The organism is Aporhodopirellula rubra (genome assembly GCF_014192335.1).
In the GTDB taxonomy this organism is placed as follows: domain Bacteria; phylum Planctomycetota; class Planctomycetia; order Pirellulales; family Pirellulaceae; genus Rhodopirellula; species Rhodopirellula rubra.
The window spans coordinates 40735-57873 of the sequence record NZ_JACHXU010000014.1 but is presented as its reverse complement, the minus strand read 5'-3'; the positions used below and the strand labels follow the sequence as shown (position 1 = coordinate 57873).

The following is a 17139-nucleotide window of genomic DNA, read 5'->3' as shown; positions in this document are numbered from 1 at the left end:
ATGTGCTCTCGTCGCCGCTCGATCGCGGACCGCGTGTGACTCGTCATAGGGTATGACACTGTACACGCGGTAGATGTTTTTCAAAAACACATCGGTTCTCGTGGCCCACATCGGCGTTCCAGAACGCATGAGATAGCAACCAACAGTCACTGTACGTGATAGAGAGGAAACTGCGTTCGCGCGAGCGCAGTTGGTGCTTGGTGACGTTGGAAACGATAAAGAGGGGCCCGCCCCCAACCGATTCTCATACCCAAAGACCGTGACCATGAAACGTCGTTGGATCATGTGTAGCTTGGCTACCCTGTGCGTCGGCGCGACCGCAATCGCGATCGCCCAACAACCGCCACGTCCTCGCTTGCACACCATCACACAGCGAGGCGTCCTCAAACCGCTGCCGGCCACATCGACTCCTGCGATCAAGAACGAAGTCTCGATCGAGGTCGTCGGCGACGAACGGATCATCCGCGCCAACGGCATTCCCAATCATAGAACGGGCGCGTTCCCAAACCGCGGAAACCCAAATCGTATTACCGCCCAACGACATGAATATCGGGTCCCCGCCAATCCCAAAATCGCCGATCGGATCACTCCGATGCATGGCGAATTCGGCGTTGCAATCAACGGGGTGCCGTTTGATCCGGGCGCGGGCGAGTTCTACGACGGAGAACCGGGGTGGCAGTACGAGCCATTGTCAGGTGCGATCGCGCTCGGAATTGATGTTTCGCATGCTCACGTGCAACCGACCGGCAAATATCACTACCACGGGCTACCGACCGGATTGATCGATTCAGTCAAAGTGGAAGCGGGGCAGCACTCGCCTCTGATCGGATGGGCGGCGGACGGTTTCCCGATTTACGCGGTCTACGGTTACAGTGATCCGAAGAACTCGGATTCCGATGTTGTGAAGTTAACATCGAGTTATCAACTCAAGAAAGGCAGTCGCCCGGGCGGCAACGCGCCCGACGGAAAGTACGACGGTACGTTTGTGCGCGATTACGAACACGTCGAAGGCAGCGGTGACTTGGATGAGTGCAACGGCCGCTTCACAATCACGCCCGAATACTCAGACGGCACGTACGCCTATTTCATGACGGAAGCATGGCCCGTTGTACCACGTTGCTACCGGGGAACTCCATCAGAAGATTTCCGCCACGGCCCAAACCCTGGTTCGTTGGGCCCTGGCTCGATGCATCCTGGTAACTCCGGGGCAGGTGGTTTCGGTTCTCGCGAACGCGGCTTTGGTGGACGAGGTGACGACCGTTTTGCCAGCGGCCCGGGTGATCGCGACGGGCGAATTCGCGGCGAAAGTCGTGGTGGATTTGATGGACCGATGCCGGGCATTGGTGGGCCTCCTAACGGAACTCCAGGTGGCGAAGGGATGCATCCTGGACCTCCGTTGCCAGGCGTTGTGCTGCCCGCATTCGTGCGTCAATTCTTGAATCTAACCGCGGCGCAAAGCCGGGAACTTGAGCAACTGCAGACGCACGTCGACCAACGACTTGAAAGCATTTTGACAAAGGATCAGCAACGTTTGTTGCATCAAAACGCACCGCCCGGCGGACATCCGATGGGGCCCGCGGGATCAAACGGAAATCTCCGCCGCCCCGACTTTCGCGGCCGGTGATCGTAGCCAATGACTGTAGCCCCTTGCAAACGAACTCAAACGGGTTTTGCCCCTGACTCTGGCTCATCGCTCGCTTGTCTTGATTGAAAGCGACACACAAAGCCGTCGGACGCTGGCCTGGTTCCGGGGCAAGACAGACCATGACCAACGCCCTCCGGCGTTTCCGTACTGCACTTCCGTTATACAGTCGCGTCGAGATTCCCGCCGCCGCGTTTGATGAACGATCCTGGTAGAGTGTGCGTCGTTGTCTTGGATCCAGAGTTCGATTCGCTTTCACTGGTCTGCGATTCCAACCAAGCGAGCAGATCATCGATTTCGCTGGTTTCGGATGTGGACGTTGTTTCGGTCGATTCATCCGCGGCGCCCGGTCGGCCGCCCGGAGGAGGTCCGCCCGCGCCGCGTGGGCCACCGCCTCCGCCGCCACGACGGCCACCACCAACGCGTTGCCCGCCTTGTTCCCTGGATGATGAGCCCTGCCTACCGCCTGATCCGGGTGTCCCGAGTTGGCTGACGAAGCCTTCTCCATCAAGACCGCGGTCGCTCAAAATCTCGCTCAATGCCGCTTTGACTTCCGTTGGGCTGACGGCCGTACCGGCGCTCACCAACGACGTGATTGCGTCACTCAGTTCAGACTTGATCGCGGTCTGATCTTCACTCGAGACGCCCTTTTCGGTCAGGAACGCCGACAACGATTCATCCAACCGTTTCGCCGGACTTTGGCCTGCCGATTGAGCGCGGCTGGCACTGGAACTGACTTGAGTCTGCGAAAACGCTGACGTGGAGGAGACAGGATTCATTGAAATTCCTTTTCTTGAATTCGTGTGAAATAGGGAATGCTTCATCCGCAATCGAAACGAGGGGGGGAAGACCAGACCGCTCGCGATGTTTCACTCGCCGTAGGGCGACAGGACGGGAGAATTCCGATTCAGTGCCCACGAACGCTTCGATTGGATCAAGCATGGGGATTGCAGGACGTAATGCGCGAACCCGTTTCCAACAGGGCCATCCAAGATCAAAATTCGCCGATAACGACACACCACGCAGGCCGATGCGAAGCGAATCGTACGATCTTGGGGCTTGCGACGTCCTAAACTCGCCCAGCGGTCAACCTGTTTTCGCCTTGGAGCGTAAGACTGTCATCGAAGCCACGAAAATCGATTTGCGAGTCATTTTGGGGGACTTGTCGCTCTCGTTTGCTCATAGCGACACGAGAGCATGGAATGCGTTTCGAGCACGACGCCAACGTACTCAAGGGCGAATTTCCGCTTCGTTTGTCACGAAAAAGAGAAGTTTTTGACCCAAAGTGCGGTGAAACGACGCATTTCAGTGTGACATCTCATCTCAAAGTCGGACCTAAGAATCATACGACCAATGTGGTTCACGATTTCGACAAACAGTCACCCATGAACGCTCAAAAAGGCACACGCATGTCCTCTGCTCCTGCCGAAGCCGCTCCGGAAGTTTCCATTTCGGAAATGATCACCCGTATTCGCAGCGGACGCCGCCAATCGCTCGGGGACTTGTTGCAGATATACCGAAACTATCTCAATATTTTGGCGACGACTCAGTTGGATGCGCGTCTGCGGCGAAGGATGAGTACGTCGGACTTGGTTCAGGAAACCATGCTGGCTGCCCACCGGGATTTCGATCAATTTCGTGGTGGCAGCGAGGGCGAACTGCTCGCATGGCTGCGACAAATTCTCAGCCACCATCTCAGTCACGCAATCGAGCGGAACGTGTTCGCAAAGAAACGCGACATCCGCCGCGAAGTTTCGCTCGACAAAGTGGCTAAGCGGATCGATGACAGCATCGCGGGGTTGTCGAATCTAATTCCCGATCCTGCGGCCACGCCGAGTGAGATCGTATGCCGGCGTGAACTCGCCGCGGACCTGGCCGATCAACTTGCAAAGCTGAAACCGAGCTATCACGACGTGATCGTGTATCGCAATTTGCAGGGATGCTCGTTCGAAGAAATCGCAACAAAGATGGACATCAAACCAGGTGCCGCACGGATGCTATGGTTGCGAGCGATTGCAAAATTCAAAGAAGTGTGTGACGTCAACATGGCAGGAGACCTCTCATGATCACGCCGGTCAATGCGTTGGCGTTCGAATCACGTGAGGATTGGTCAGACGATGAACCGCTCGTGATGCGCAATCTCACCGGCGACCAAAAGAACCAACTCGCCGATCTGCTCGATGAGTACATGTCCGCCTTGGAATCGGGACTGCCACCCTCGGTTGAGTCGCTGACCCGGTCGAATCCGGAACTGCGTGATGCACTGCGGGATTGCGTCGACGGACTCGAAAACCTTCATCAACTCGCCGTACGCAGTCCCGCACCGCGACTGATCGCCGATAAAGACTCGACCGCCCACCGTCTCGGCGATTTCGAGTTACATGAAGAGATCGGTCGTGGCGGGATGGGCGTCGTGTACCGCGCCACACAGCTATCACTTCGACGGACCGTGGCAATCAAACTGCTGCCGCTCGCCTCGATACTCGACCAACAAAAGCTGACTCGGTTCCAACACGAAGCCGAGGCAGCAGCGTGTTTGCAGCATCCCAACATCGTGCCGATCTTCGCGGTCGGATGCGAGCGGGGAACGCATTTCTACGCGATGCAGTACGTCGCCGGTGACTCGCTCGACAAAGTGATCGAACGAGGCAAGACGCCCGCCACGCATGATGGTTGGCGTGCCGTCGTGACACAGGCCATTGCCGTTGCCGAAGGTTTGCATGCTGCACACGAACTCGGAATCATTCATCGAGACATCAAACCGTCCAACCTGATCATCGATAGTGAAGGGAAAGCCTGGATCAGTGACTTCGGACTCGCTAGAGTGCAAAACGATGTGTCGTTGACGCAGTCGGGCGATGTGATCGGTACGATGCGTTACATGAGCCCGGAGCAGACACGCGGCGAATCCGCGATCGTGGACGGTCGAGCCGACGTCTATTCGCTCGGTGCGACACTCTACGAAGTCCTCTCGGGTAAACCGGCCCACGACGGCGTGGATGCTCCCGCGATCCTTCGTCAAATTGATGAGGATTCTGTGGTGTCGCTGCAAACGCATTGCCGTGATATTCCTCGCGATCTCGATACCGTCGTTGCGAAGGCGATGGCCAAACGACGCGACGATCGCTACGAAACGGCTCAGAAATTTGCGGACGATCTCCGCCGGGTACTCGCGGGGGAACCTACCATCGCACGTCCGCCGACTTTGTTGGATCACTGCGTTCGTTATGCCGTGCGATATCAAGGTTTGGTTGCGGCGGGGACGGTGATCGGTCTGTTGATGATTGCCGGATTTGCAATCGGAACAGTCTTATTGGCAGCCGAAAAACGCGTCTCCGACACGAATGCAACCAAGGCGATCAACAACCTAATCGTCGCTCGAGAAGCGATTGACGGACTCGGTTCAAAGGTCGCAGAATTGCTCGATGACATCCCGGCAGCAAACGCCGCCAGGCAACGATTGCTTCTGCAAGTACTCGGATACTACCAACGCCTGGAATCCGAGTCGGACGCGAGTTCGGCGACGAACCGTGAACAACAACTCGATCTGGCAATCACCTACGGGAAGATTGGCACGATTAAGGGTGAACTCGGCCAGAACGCGGACGCGATCAAGGCCCTGATTCGATCAGAAGAACTGCTCGAAGAAGTCGCACGAAATGATCCACGCAACGACGACATCCAGTTGCAGTGGTCCGTCAGTCAAAACAACTTGGCCGAACGCTATGCCCGCAGTGGTGACCTCGATGCAGCGACGTCTTGGTTTGGCAAAGCGATCGTAAACCAGACGCGTTTACACTCACTCGGAAACGAATCATCAACGAGAGAACTCGCCACGACGTTGAATAACCTCGGGCAAATGCTGAGCGATACGGAAAACGTCGACGAAGCCCAAACGGTTTATCAGCGTGCAATCGAATTACTCGAGAAGAATGAGGATGAGGAAAAATTGCGTTCGACAATTCAGTCCAATCTCGCGGGTGTGTTGGTCAAACGCGACCCGTCACAGGCGTCCGTGTTGGCGAGGCGTTCTCTCGGCGGGCAGTTGGACCGACTCAACCGTGATCGGGGCGACGCTCAGGCGGCAACGCAAGTCGTGTTGACGCTCAACACGTTGGCGACCGCACAGGCCGAACAGTCACGTCACCGCGACGCCATCACGTCGCTTCGCCAAGCCATTGACATCAGCGAACAATTACGGGCACGTTGGCCCGACCAGCAAACCTTTCGTCGCGACCTCGGTATCAGCCTCAATCACCTCGGGTTATCGCTCGCTGCGATCGGTGATCTCGAACTTTCACGTGAGTCATTCCTCCGAGCAAACGAACATGCGAGTGCACTGCGAGAGGCATTTCCTGATGACGCCGAAGTCCACAGCATGACGGGCGGTATCCTGAACAATCTCGGATTCCTCTGCGAACAACTCGGTGATCGTCGTCAAGCCGAAGAGTATTACGACGAAGCGATTTCGCATCAACAACTCGCGGTGGACTTGGCCCCGCAAGTTCCAAGGTACCGAATCTTTCTACAAAAACACGAAACCAATTTGAATCAACTAAGAGGCGAATCATGAGTGATGCGAATGAGTCACGACTGTTGCGACTCGAACGACTCGAAGTTCGAACGTTGCTCGCCGGAGGCATCTTTCAATTCGGCGAGACGGTCGAACACGTTACCGACCCTCCATCGCGCAGAGACGTCACGGGTGACTTTTCGTCGACTTCTGCCGAAGTATCGTCGGCTCGCGGCATTCCAGGAGGTGCGGATCGAGCCCGGGAACAACGTGGCATCGACTCGCAGCGGGGCGATGCCGCACAACGAGACGGTGCGCGTGAGGATCAATTGCGATCGAATGACTCGCGCGGAAACGATTTGGACCGGGCCGGCGGAAGAGATCCAATCAGGAGAGACTCCGACCGGCGGGATCCAGTCAACCGGCGGCTGTCGCGCGACAATGAGCCGAATCGCGCAGACCAACAATCCCCAATTACGTCGGCGCAGTCGAACGCATCGGGCGAGTCGTTTTCTTCCAGCAATTCCTCCAACAATTCGCTCGGCGGAAGCAGCCCATCGAGCAATTCTAGCTCGAACAACACGAACTTCAACGCGACGGTATCTACCGGTAACAGCTCCGGTAGCAACTTCACCTCGGGCGGTAACGTCGGCGGCGATTTCCTCGTTCAACAAAGCAACCCGCGCGCGGTCGTTGCGATCGATGCTGCAATTAGCTCGTTGACCTCGGCGAGTAGCGAGCAAACGACCGCCGTGTCGGCTGCGGATTCCGTGCAACCGGTGTCGACGATCGAGCCTGAATCCGACGGATTCGTGGTGGAGAGCGAAACGACCGAGTCCAGCGAAGCGGGTGCGTTGTTGTTGGCATCCGATGATGAATCGCGAGAGCATGATCACGGATTGCTGAAGTGGGTTCCTCTTTGGGGATTCGGACAGTCTCACCAAGACGGCCAGAACGTCCAAAACGAGTGGGAACTCAGTCGCGATACTCTGCCACTGCTCAAACGCGTGATCGAAGCGTCTCCGGAGGAGCGCATCGAAATCGCGGACGAGTTGATGGCCGGTTGGTTCAGTGGCCCCGGCGGCATGATCGCGTTGGATCGTGTGCTGTTGCCGTCACCCAAATTCACGATTGAAAACCTTTCGATCGATGTGCAACTCGAGTCCGCAGTCATGTTGCATCGCTCGTTAGGAATGGTGGCAAGCGGAGTCGTCCCGCCGCTGTCCGGTCCGGTACTCGATGCGATCATGGCGTCACTCGAGGAAGCCGCGTCGTCGCAAAATCAACCGGTCGGTGTGACAGCGGTCCCACGTTTGCCGGCGGCCGCTTACCCGGCGATTGTTGCGATCACGAGCGGGATTGCGATCGCCGCACGCCGTCAGTTCAAACATCCGTCCCCTGAACCGCAAACGGTGCCCCGCTCATGATTCGATCATCCGTGTTCGTCGCGGCCATTCTGTCCGGCTTGCTCACTTCGTCGACCGTGTTCGCCGAGGACTGGCCCGCGTTTCTCGGTCCCAACGGATCGGCTCACTCCGACGAATCCGTCACAACGACGTGGAGCGATTCGCAGAACCTCGCGTGGAAGGTGGACTTACCAGGCAGCGGATCGTCCAGCCCGATCATTGTTGGCGATCGCGTCATCGTCACGTGTTACGTGGCAAACGGTTCTCCCGCGATGCGTCAGGCGTTGTGTTTCGACAAGAAAACGGGCAAACAACAGTGGGCTTATGATTTCCCGATCGACTATCGAGAAGACGGTTTCCGCGGTTACATCACCGAACACGGTTACGCGAGCAACACACCCGTTACCGACGGCAAGAACATCTACGTGTTCCTCGGCAAAGGCGGTGTGCATTCGCTCACGCTCGATGGGAAGCTGAACTGGAGCGTGGATACGGGAAAAGGGTCCAGCAATCGCAGATGGGGTTCCGGGGCCAGCCTTCTGTTGTACGAAGACACCGTGATCGTCAATGCGGCCGAAGAGGCGAAAGCGATCATCGCGTTGGACACTGCGAGTGGGCGTGAGCGATGGCGAAAAAGCGATCGAATGCTCGAATTGACCTACGGCACGCCGCGACTCGTCCGATCGACCGCCGGTGACGAGATTGTGATCAGTGTCCCCGAACAAATCTGGGCACTCGACCCGACGTCTGGGGAACTGGATTGGTATGCCTCCACCCCGATGACAGGCAACGTCTCGCCGTCGGTCATCGTCGACGGCAACACCGTGTACAGTTTCGGCGGCTATCGCGCCTCGGGCAGCATCGCAGTCGAAGCTGAAGGCAAACAATCAGGCAATGCTGACGTAACCGATCAAAATGTTTTATGGACGAACCGATCGAGCAGTTATGTCGCGACGCCACTGTTGCACGAGGGACGATTTTACTGGATCGACGATCGAGGCATCGCATACTGCACGTCCGCGGATGACGGTGAGGTCGTCTATCGTCAACGCGTTGGTGATTTGGAAAGTGGCCGCCCCGTCTACGCTTCCCCCGTCTTGATCGGCGATTCCATCTACGTGGTCACGCGGCGCAGCGGCACGATCGTTTTCCAACCGGGCGACACGTTCCAGCCGATCGCACGGAATCGATTCGCATCAGACGAATCTGATTTCAATGCCTCCCCCGCCGTTAGCGATGGCAAACTGTACCTCCGCAGCGATCAGGCGTTGTACTGCATCGAGTGAACCACGTTGTTACCTCGCCACCTTATGCATCGCGAGGCGATCGGACAGCGAATCGCTTTAGAAATGCCCCGATCCAATCAGACGTTAACCAATCGATCAATCATCGTGATCAGTTTCCGGCTATTGAGCGGTTTGGTCGTGTAGTCGGTACACCCCGCGGCCAAGCATGCGTCGCGATCACTTTTCATCGCGTTGGCGGTCAAGGCGATGATCGGCAGCGTACAGCCCCGTTTGCGCAGCTCGCTGGTTGCCTCGTATCCGTCCATCACCGGCATTTGCATATCCATCACGATCAAGTCCACATCGGGTTTGGTCTCGCTCTCGATGAAGTCAATCGCCTCCTTACCGTTGGTCGCCGTGAGAACCTCACCGCCCGCTTTTTCGATGAAGTGCTGAGCCAGGTAACGGATATCCCGACGGTCATCAACGACGAGCACTCTCGCAGACAGTTCGACCTCAACGCCCCTCTGTTCCGAGTGGATGTCCAGCCCCAAGTCAGGCTTGATCAGCGGAACGCCTTTGGCAACGGCGATCGAAAGCGTGAAGACACTGCCAACGCCGAACTCACTCTCCACTTTCACTTCACCGCCGAGGGCGTGAGCGAGTCGCTGGCAAATCGCGAGCCCCAATCCGGTCCCGCCAAAGGACCGGGTCGAGGTGTTGTCGGCTTGCACAAAGGGATCAAACAGCGACTCATGGTCCTCCGATCGGATCCCGATCCCGGTATCGGCGACTTCGAAGTGCAGCACGCTCGCCTCTTGGTCAAAACGAACAATCAGCTCGACTTTCCCCTCGTCGGTAAACTTAATCGCGTTGCCGACGAGATTAACGAGAATTTGCCGAACGCGAATCGCGTCCGTGTTCAGTGTTGCAGGCACAGGGCCATTGAACGACACTTTCAAAGGAAGCTTCTTTTCGGCAGCCCGAACGTCCATCAGCGAGCGTACCTCAGCGACGATCGCGTCCGGACGAACCGGTTCGCGTTCGACTTCCAATTTGCCCGCATCGATTTTTGACAGGTCCAGAATGTCGTTGATAATGCCGAGTAAGAAATTCCCGTTTCGACGGATCGTTTCAACGACTTGCAAATTGTCAGGATCGCTCAAATGATCTCGCAAAATATCCGCATGTCCGATGATGGCGGCCATCGGTGTCCGAATTTCGTGCGACATGTTTGCAAGGAATTCGCCCCGTGATCGGTTGGCGGCTTCGGCGGCGCGTCGTGCTCGCTGCAGCGATTGTTCGAAAAGTTTTCGTTCGGTGATGTCCTGCATCGTTCCAATCACACGATCAGGAAATCCCGAGGCCTGTCCTTGTTTAAAGAGCACACATCCCGAATTGACGATCCATCGCACTTCCCCCGAGGGTCGAACGATCCGGTGTTCCAACTTGAAGTTTTCCGGCGCATCGCGACGCAGTAGCTGTTGAAACAATTCTCGATAGCGATCTCGATCGTCCGCATGGATCTGTTCGAACATGTCGCTCCGGGTGAACGACCGTCCGTTATCGATTCCGAAGATTTGAAGTATCTCGTCCGACCAAATCGTTTCACTGCTGCGAGCGTTCAGATCATAAGTTCCAAACCCGGTGGTTTTGGCAGCGAGTTTCAGTCGGTTCTCTTTCGATCGAATCTTCTGTTCGGATTCCTTCTGTTCGGTGATATCAACGGCGGCGACCATTCCCGAAACGGGAACACGTGTGCCGTGCTTCTCGTTGAAAAAAATCCGCTTACGCACGTTGACCCATTTCACCGTCCCATCACGGTGGACGACGCGGTGCTGCATCGCGAATTCGCCCTTGCCGTCGGGTTTCAACGACTCCGCTACCCTCCGCTCGACATCCTCAACATCTTCGGAGTGAATGCGTTGATGCACCTCGCGGCGTGACAACGCAACCGATGATGGAACATCGAACAGTTCAGCGGCTTTTTCGTCAGCGACGGCGGTTCCACTTTCGTAATCGATTTCGATGATCCCGAATTCGGCTACGGATACCGCTAGCCTCAATCGCTCTTCGCTCGTACTGTGAGATTTCAAAGGGAAGGCCTGAATCAGTTCTCGTGACGTTGGTATCACGAACAGGAGAGCCTTCGACGATCTTGCGATAATTGAAAAGTCCATCTCTCAAACGACCACGACGGAGGATGCACGTCGTGACCGCGGAAAACTGCTTCGTGATTCTTTGCGGCGGCATTCTGGGCGATAACCAATCGCGTTTCAATGGTGAGTACCCGCCGCGAGTCGACGCGGCGTATGCCAATGTTCAGGCGTGCATGACACTGGCTGATAACTGACCAACATGCTCGACCATCATCCAACACAACCCTGCGGGCACGGCATTCCAGGGTTCGGCACGCTATTTGAATACCGTCACAGGTGAGCCAAGATTCCCACCCCTTTCATCGAGGCGGCTGTTTCGTATTCGTCAACGCCCCGGTAAATTCTGTATTCGAGTGTTCTGTCGATTTTCCTTCCGCCTCGGTCTTCTGTTGAGGCTTCATAACAGCCGCCCATGGACCAACCCGCCTACCCAGACGACGTAGCCATCCAAAACGAAACGACGCGACGTTCCGATTCAGACCTCAGCGGCGTTTCGATCGTCGGAATTGGGGCGTCTGCAGGCGGACTCTCGGCACTCGAGACCTTGTTCGAACAACTGCCCTCCACGACAGGGGCGGCCTTTGTCGTCGTGCAACATCTTTCGCCGGCATACCAGAGCCACATGAGCGAATTGCTGGGCCGCCGGACTCGGATGGGTGCGATCCAGGTGACCGAATCCCTGGTTCCACAGCCCAACACGGTTTACCTGTTGCCGCCGGGCAAACACGTCGTCATCGAGCATGGCCGCCTTCAACTGGAAGACCGTGAAGACGACGGCGAGTTGAACCTTCCGATCGACAAGTTCTTTCACTCCTTAGCCAATGAAAAAGAACGTCGCATTGCCGCAGTGGTGTTGTCGGGCACTGGCAGCGACGGCAGCGATGGGATTCAGAGCGTCAATCGCGCCGGGGGACTCGTCATCTCTCAAGATGAAGACAGTGCCCAGTTTAACAGCATGCCGCTCAACGCGATGAAGACCGGCGCGGTTCACGTGGTTGCTCCCGTCGCCGAGCTCGCCGAATCCCTGGTGGCGTTTCTCGGTGGCTCGGAGATCGACCGAGTCATCGCGCAGACTGCACCATCGATTGAACGTAACGAATTAACGGCGGTTTACAGCCGCTTGGAAAAATCGTGTGGCATCGACTTTGGTCAGTACAAACACGGCACGTTTACCCGTCGATTATCGCGACGCATGATGTTGTCGAAGATTGACGAGTTGGACAGGTACATCGCAAAGCTCGACAGCGATCCGACCGAGCTTTCTCGACTAGCCGATGACTTGATGATTGGCGTGACACGATTCTTTCGCGACCCCGACGGCTATCATCGTCTCGCGAATCGCTGCATCCGAACGGCGGTCAGCGGGAAAGCGGAGGGCGATGAGTTCCGCGCCTGGATCGCAGGCTGCGCCACCGGACAGGAAGCGTACAGCATCGCGATGTTGATCCATCACGAACGTGAAAAGTCAGGAATCGATTTCACGATCAAGATCTTCGCGACCGACGTTCATCCCGATGCGATTCGGTACGCCCAACGCGGTCTCTTTCCCGAGAGCTCGTTCGCCGAGATACCGAGTGAGTTTCGCGAAAAATACCTGAGCCAGACCGATGACGGATTCGAAATCATCCCGGCGATCCGGAACACGATCGTCTTCGCTCGACATGACGTTCTGCAAGACGCTCCCTTCACCAACATGGATCTGATCTCGTGTCGCAATTTGCTGATCTATCTGGTCGAAGACGCTCAGTCCCGCGTTCTCAACATGTTTGCCCATGCGATGCGGTCACGGGGTGTCCTTTGGCTCGGACCGAGCGAAACGCCGGGTGATCTGGACGATGACTTCGCGGTCCTGGACAAACAATGGCGTATCTTCCAAAAGGAACGCGAATCTCGCTTGCCTCTGGATTTGAAGTTACGTAAACGCCCTCCAACGAACGCATCCGTTTCGCTCCGACCACGAACGTCGCGTGGTCCGTCGCCTGCCTTGATCGGATCGTATGACCGCCTACTGGAACAGTATGCACCGTCGGGGATTCTCGTCGATGAGGGAATGCGACCTCTGCAAATTTTCGGTGACATTTCGCGTTTTATTGAAACGCGGCCCGGTCGACTCAACGGGACGATTGACGACATGCTCGTTGAATCACTTCGGTTACCCGTTGCCGTCACGATCCAGCGAATCCGTCATCACCAATCTCCGCTCTGTTCCGAACGAGGAATCGTGAACGGGGAACGCATCGACGTTCACGTCAGAGCACTGCATCACCCGACGTACTCCGAAACGCATTACTTCATCACATTCGAGCACATTGCGAAGCCCGAAACTCCTTCCCTCCCCAGTCCACACGCCGTGTCAAAGGCGATTTCGTCAAACACCAGTGACGTTCACACACCGCATAACAACGTCTTGGCGGAAGAGAGAATCCGAATGCTCGAGATGGATCTCGACTTCACGCGAGAAAACCTGCAAGCAACGATCGAGGAAGTGGAGACCACCAATGAGGAACTCCAATCGAGCAATGAAGAACTGACCAGCAGCAACGAGGAGTTGCAGAGCACGAACGAGGAACTGCACAGCGTCAACGAAGAACTGCACACGACCAACGCCGAAAGCAGCCGGCGATTGCAATTGCTGACAGAGATGACCCGAGATCTCGAAAACGTGATGCGGGAAAGCGATGTCGGTATCGTGCTGCTCGATTCCGACCTAAATATTCGGCAAGTGACCCCTGCTGCGGCTGACATTCTTTTGATCCGGCGCAACGACGCCAAAGGCGAAACACTCTCGGACTACGCTCACGCACTCGAAGGCATCGACCTCATCAAATTGGTACGCGAGGTGGAAGCGGAGAACCAACCCATCGAACTCGAAACGGTCGATCGTCGCGACGAGCCGATTCTGTTGAGAGTCGCTCCTTACCGAGATCGCGGTGGCATCGTCCTGACGATGACGAACCTACGAACCGTCAAGGAAACCGCTGACAAACTTCGCAAACTCACCTCGATCGTGCAGGACAGCACCGACGCGATCATTGGAGTAGATCTTGATTCTCGCATTACCAGTTGGAATCGCGGTGCAGTGCGTCTGTTCAATCACGACCTCGATGTTTCGCGCAACGCGGGACTCAACGATGTGCTGCCTTCATCGGTGAGCGAAATATGCGAAACGATGCTACGCGAAATCGCTCGCCGAGGCGAAGCGGGGGCTCAAGAAGTATCAACGCGTGTTGGGTCGCGCGAACTGACTCTCCAAATTCGCGTGACTCCGGTGCTGGACGAATACGAGCGGGTGAATGCCGCCGCCATCACGATTTATGACATCACGTCCATGCGCAAGGCGGAAGAGCAACTCCGCCTGCGGACACGAGCAATTGATGCGGCGAGTAACGGTTTTCTCATTGTGGATGCGACCAAAGACGACATGCCGATCGTCTACGCAAACCAGGGATTCGAGAAACTGACAGGCTACCGCCTCGATGACATCACGGGCCGCAATTGCCGGTTCCTGCAGGGCCCCAAGACCGACCCCGCCGATGTTCAACAAATCCGGGAAGCGATTGCCAATCGCGAGAGCTGCCGAGTCACCATTCTGAACTACCGGCGCGATGGAAAACCGTTTTACAACGACCTTATCGTGACGCCCGTTTCCGGACCGGACGGCGACGTAACCCACTTCGTCGGCATTCAAAGCGATGTCACCGAAGTCGTCGAGGCAAATCTATCACTGCGCAATAGTGAGATCGAATACCGAACGACTTTCGAGAACGCCGCGATCGGAATCGCTCACGTCGGCCTCGACGGGGAATGGTTACACGCGAACGAGAAACTCTGCCAGATTTTGGGTTACTCGCTCGATGAACTGACCTCGATGACGTTCCAAGACATCACCCACCCCGACGATCTCGACAAGGATCTACTTCTCTTTGCCCAAATGAAGCGTGGTGAGATCGAAGGATACACACTCGAGAAACGTTACACCCGCGCCGACGGACAAACCCTGTGGGCGAACCTCACGACATCTCTGCGACGCGATGTCGACGGCAAACTCGAATGCAGCATTGCGTTGATCGAGGATATCACCGAACGCAAACTAACCGAACAGAAACTCGCCGCTTCTCGCGCGATCATCACGGAAGTGATCGAACAAAGCCACGACCCGTTTATCAGTTTCGATGAGAACGGTGAGATTCAATTCGCCAATCAAGCGGCGCAGCAACTCGCCGGTCTCGAAACCGTCTTGGTGGGAAGGCAATACGCAGACTTATTCTCCGATCATGCCGAGGCTCCGCTGGTGGCCGCACTTGCGCGAGTCCACCGTTCGCAAATTGGAGAGACTACCGAGTACTACTCACGTCGACTACAACGATGGTACGACGCTCGCGTCTTTCCCGTCGACAACGGCGCAGCGGTGTACATGACTGACGTCACGGGCCGAAAAGAGACGGAATCGTATCTCGAGTCCGCCCGCGTTGCGGCAGAAGAGGCCAGTTTGGCGAAGAGCAATTTCTTGACCAACATGAGTCATGAAATTCGATCGCCGATGTCGGCTATTCTGGGCTTCACTGATCTGTCGCTGCGTGATCTTCGAGAAGGCAAACAAGTCGACGCGGGGCATCTCGAAACGGTCATTCGCAACGGCCGCTTCCTTTTGCGAATTATCAACGACATTTTAGATCTCTCCAAAGTCGAAGCTGGCAAATTGGATGTGCGTCGGTCGCGTTTCAAACTCCTTCCGATGCTCGCTGACATCAACGAGTTAATGCGACACCGCAGTGAATCCTCCGGCGTTCCGCTGGTATTCGAATTCGAAGGCTCCGTCCCCCTGCGGCTTCGCAGCGATCGATCTCGAGTCGAACAGATTCTCGTCAACCTAATTGGCAACGCACTTAAGTTCACACCTGATGGCAACGTTCGTGTCGTCACATGCATGGACGACGACGAACCAGAAACGCTCTGTTTCCGCGTGATCGATACCGGCATCGGAATCTCCAACGCAAATCTCGATCGCCTGTTCCAAACGTTCACCCAAGTCCATGATCGCAAGATTGTGGGTGTCGAAGGAACTGGATTAGGACTCGTGATCAGCAAACGTCTCGCGAACCTGCTCGGCGGAGACATCTCCGTGAAGAGTACTGAAGGACACGGCAGCGAGTTCACGCTGCGTCTTCCCGTCGAAGATCTGACTGAGTTGATCACGCCAACGCCTGCCGATCTGCAACCGCGACGGGCCAGCGGTGCGAAACTCGACCGGATTAAGGCTCGCGTCTTGGTCGCGGATGACGCGCGTGACATTCGACTCGTGACGACTCGGTTTCTATCCCGTGCCGGTGCCGAGGTGTCCGAGGTGGTCAACGGAGCCGAAGCGGTCGCGGCGGTTCGCGACGCCGAACGCGAGGGCAGACCGTTCGCTTGTATCCTGATGGACATGCAAATGCCCGAACTCAACGGTCGCGAAGCTACCCAACAGATCCGCGACCACGGAGTCACGATTCCAATCATCGCACTCACCGCCGGTGCGACGGCCGAAGAGATCAACGATGCTCTCGCGGCCGGTTGCACCGAATTCGTCGCCAAACCGGTCGATGCGGTTGACCTTGTCAGCCGTGTCGCAAAATTGACAGGCAGCTGAAATCCACATGAGAACGCCAGCGTCAAACTGACGCGAACCGCGTCATTTCGGCGTGACATGCCTCCACGCCACCAGGACGATACCGGGCGCTGACGGATCGAGGAAAGAATTGTTTACGCCACTTTAGAGAGGAGGGATCCACCGGCTATCGTGCCGTTCAAGCTTTCCGGATTGGTTTGCCGAAGTGCGATTTCGTTCGGGAATTGGTCGAAGGGAGTGCGGCTCCGACCAGCATCGCGCGACGCCGCGTCACAATTGTGTGCCATTGAGTGCGATCTACACGATTCCAGGCCTCGGTACGTCGTTTGCGGCTATTGACGCATAGACCAACACTATCGGCGAATCGGCTTTACGGCGGACATCGCATCCGCAGTTCGCCCGTAACCCCCACTTCCGCACCGCTGCCCAGAGTGACCGTCTGTCGCAAAAGTGATACGTGACAGCGCTGGGCGGGCCGGAACGGACTGTGCCGATTGGCCCGCTCGAAGACATTCAGGTGGGTGACATGGCTCGTTGTGCGCAGTGCCGCACACCGGACCATCGATCCCACAACGGCACACCGAT

The 17139-nt window shown here is 56.5% G+C and carries 9 protein-coding genes; 7 read left to right on the top strand and 2 right to left on the bottom strand.

All coding sequences use genetic code 11. The features are described 5' to 3' along the window. Nucleotides 1-265: 265 nt before the first annotated feature. Nucleotides 266-1624, top strand: a complete 1359-nt coding sequence (locus FHS27_RS18540) for a YHYH protein (protein ID WP_184306377.1) — start codon at nucleotides 266-268, stop codon at nucleotides 1622-1624. Between the two features lie 179 nt (nucleotides 1625-1803). On the opposite strand, the gene FHS27_RS18535 is transcribed toward FHS27_RS18540, so the two are convergent. Next, the gene (locus FHS27_RS18535) at nucleotides 1804-2421 is read right to left on the bottom strand and encodes a hypothetical protein (protein ID WP_184306376.1); all 618 of its coding nucleotides are present in this window, start codon (nucleotides 2419-2421) and stop codon (nucleotides 1804-1806) included. A 630-nt stretch (nucleotides 2422-3051) separates the two neighbouring features. Between FHS27_RS18535 and FHS27_RS18530 the strand changes: the two genes are divergently transcribed. From FHS27_RS18530 to FHS27_RS18515, 4 genes are read left to right on the top strand one after another with little or no spacing between them, the layout of a single operon-like run. Beyond that, the gene (locus FHS27_RS18530; RefSeq protein WP_184306375.1) at nucleotides 3052-3708 is read left to right on the top strand and encodes a sigma-70 family RNA polymerase sigma factor; all 657 of its coding nucleotides are present in this window, start codon (nucleotides 3052-3054) and stop codon (nucleotides 3706-3708) included. Beyond that, nucleotides 3705-6215 carry a serine/threonine-protein kinase gene (locus tag FHS27_RS18525; protein WP_184306374.1) on the top strand — a complete coding sequence of 837 codons (2511 nt, stop codon included), beginning with the start codon at nucleotides 3705-3707 and terminating at the stop codon, nucleotides 6213-6215. The genes FHS27_RS18530 and FHS27_RS18525 overlap by 4 nt, the downstream gene beginning before the upstream one ends. Then, nucleotides 6212-7582, top strand: coding sequence for a hypothetical protein (locus tag FHS27_RS18520; protein WP_184306373.1), 1371 nt, complete (start codon nucleotides 6212-6214; stop codon nucleotides 7580-7582). The genes FHS27_RS18525 and FHS27_RS18520 overlap by 4 nt, the downstream gene beginning before the upstream one ends. Continuing rightward, nucleotides 7579-8847: an outer membrane protein assembly factor BamB family protein gene (locus tag FHS27_RS18515; protein ID WP_246420125.1), complete on the top strand. Its 1269-nt coding sequence runs from the start codon at nucleotides 7579-7581 to the stop codon at nucleotides 8845-8847. Before FHS27_RS18520 ends, FHS27_RS18515 begins: the two co-directional genes overlap by 4 nt. 77 nt (nucleotides 8848-8924) lie before the next feature. On the opposite strand, the gene FHS27_RS18510 is transcribed toward FHS27_RS18515, so the two are convergent. Continuing rightward, entirely contained in the window at nucleotides 8925-10883 is a 1959-nt protein-coding gene (locus FHS27_RS18510; protein ID WP_246420122.1) for an ATP-binding protein, read from the bottom strand. Between the two features lie 116 nt (nucleotides 10884-10999). Here FHS27_RS18510 and FHS27_RS18505 point away from each other — a divergent pair, with 116 nt between their 5' ends. Next, complete coding sequence (locus FHS27_RS18505) at nucleotides 11000-11140, top strand: hypothetical protein (protein ID WP_184306371.1); 141 nt, start codon at nucleotides 11000-11002, stop codon at nucleotides 11138-11140. Between the two features lie 218 nt (nucleotides 11141-11358). After that, nucleotides 11359-16575, top strand: coding sequence for a PAS domain S-box protein (locus FHS27_RS18500; RefSeq protein WP_184306370.1), 5217 nt, complete (start codon nucleotides 11359-11361; stop codon nucleotides 16573-16575). The last annotated feature ends 564 nt before the right edge of the window (nucleotides 16576-17139 follow it).

Coding starts and splice junctions, on each gene's coding strand:
- FHS27_RS18520 (WP_184306373.1), top strand. CDS start 6,212: ATGAGTGATGCGAATGAGTCACGACTGTTGCGACTCGAACGACTCGAA.
- FHS27_RS18530 (WP_184306375.1), top strand. CDS start 3,052: ATGTCCTCTGCTCCTGCCGAAGCCGCTCCGGAAGTTTCCATTTCGGAA.
- FHS27_RS18525 (WP_184306374.1), top strand. CDS start 3,705: ATGATCACGCCGGTCAATGCGTTGGCGTTCGAATCACGTGAGGATTGG.
- FHS27_RS18535 (WP_184306376.1), bottom strand. CDS start 2,421: ATGAATCCTGTCTCCTCCACGTCAGCGTTTTCGCAGACTCAAGTCAGT.
- FHS27_RS18515 (WP_246420125.1), top strand. CDS start 7,579: ATGATTCGATCATCCGTGTTCGTCGCGGCCATTCTGTCCGGCTTGCTC.
- FHS27_RS18540 (WP_184306377.1), top strand. CDS start 266: ATGAAACGTCGTTGGATCATGTGTAGCTTGGCTACCCTGTGCGTCGGC.
- FHS27_RS18500 (WP_184306370.1), top strand. CDS start 11,359: ATGGACCAACCCGCCTACCCAGACGACGTAGCCATCCAAAACGAAACG.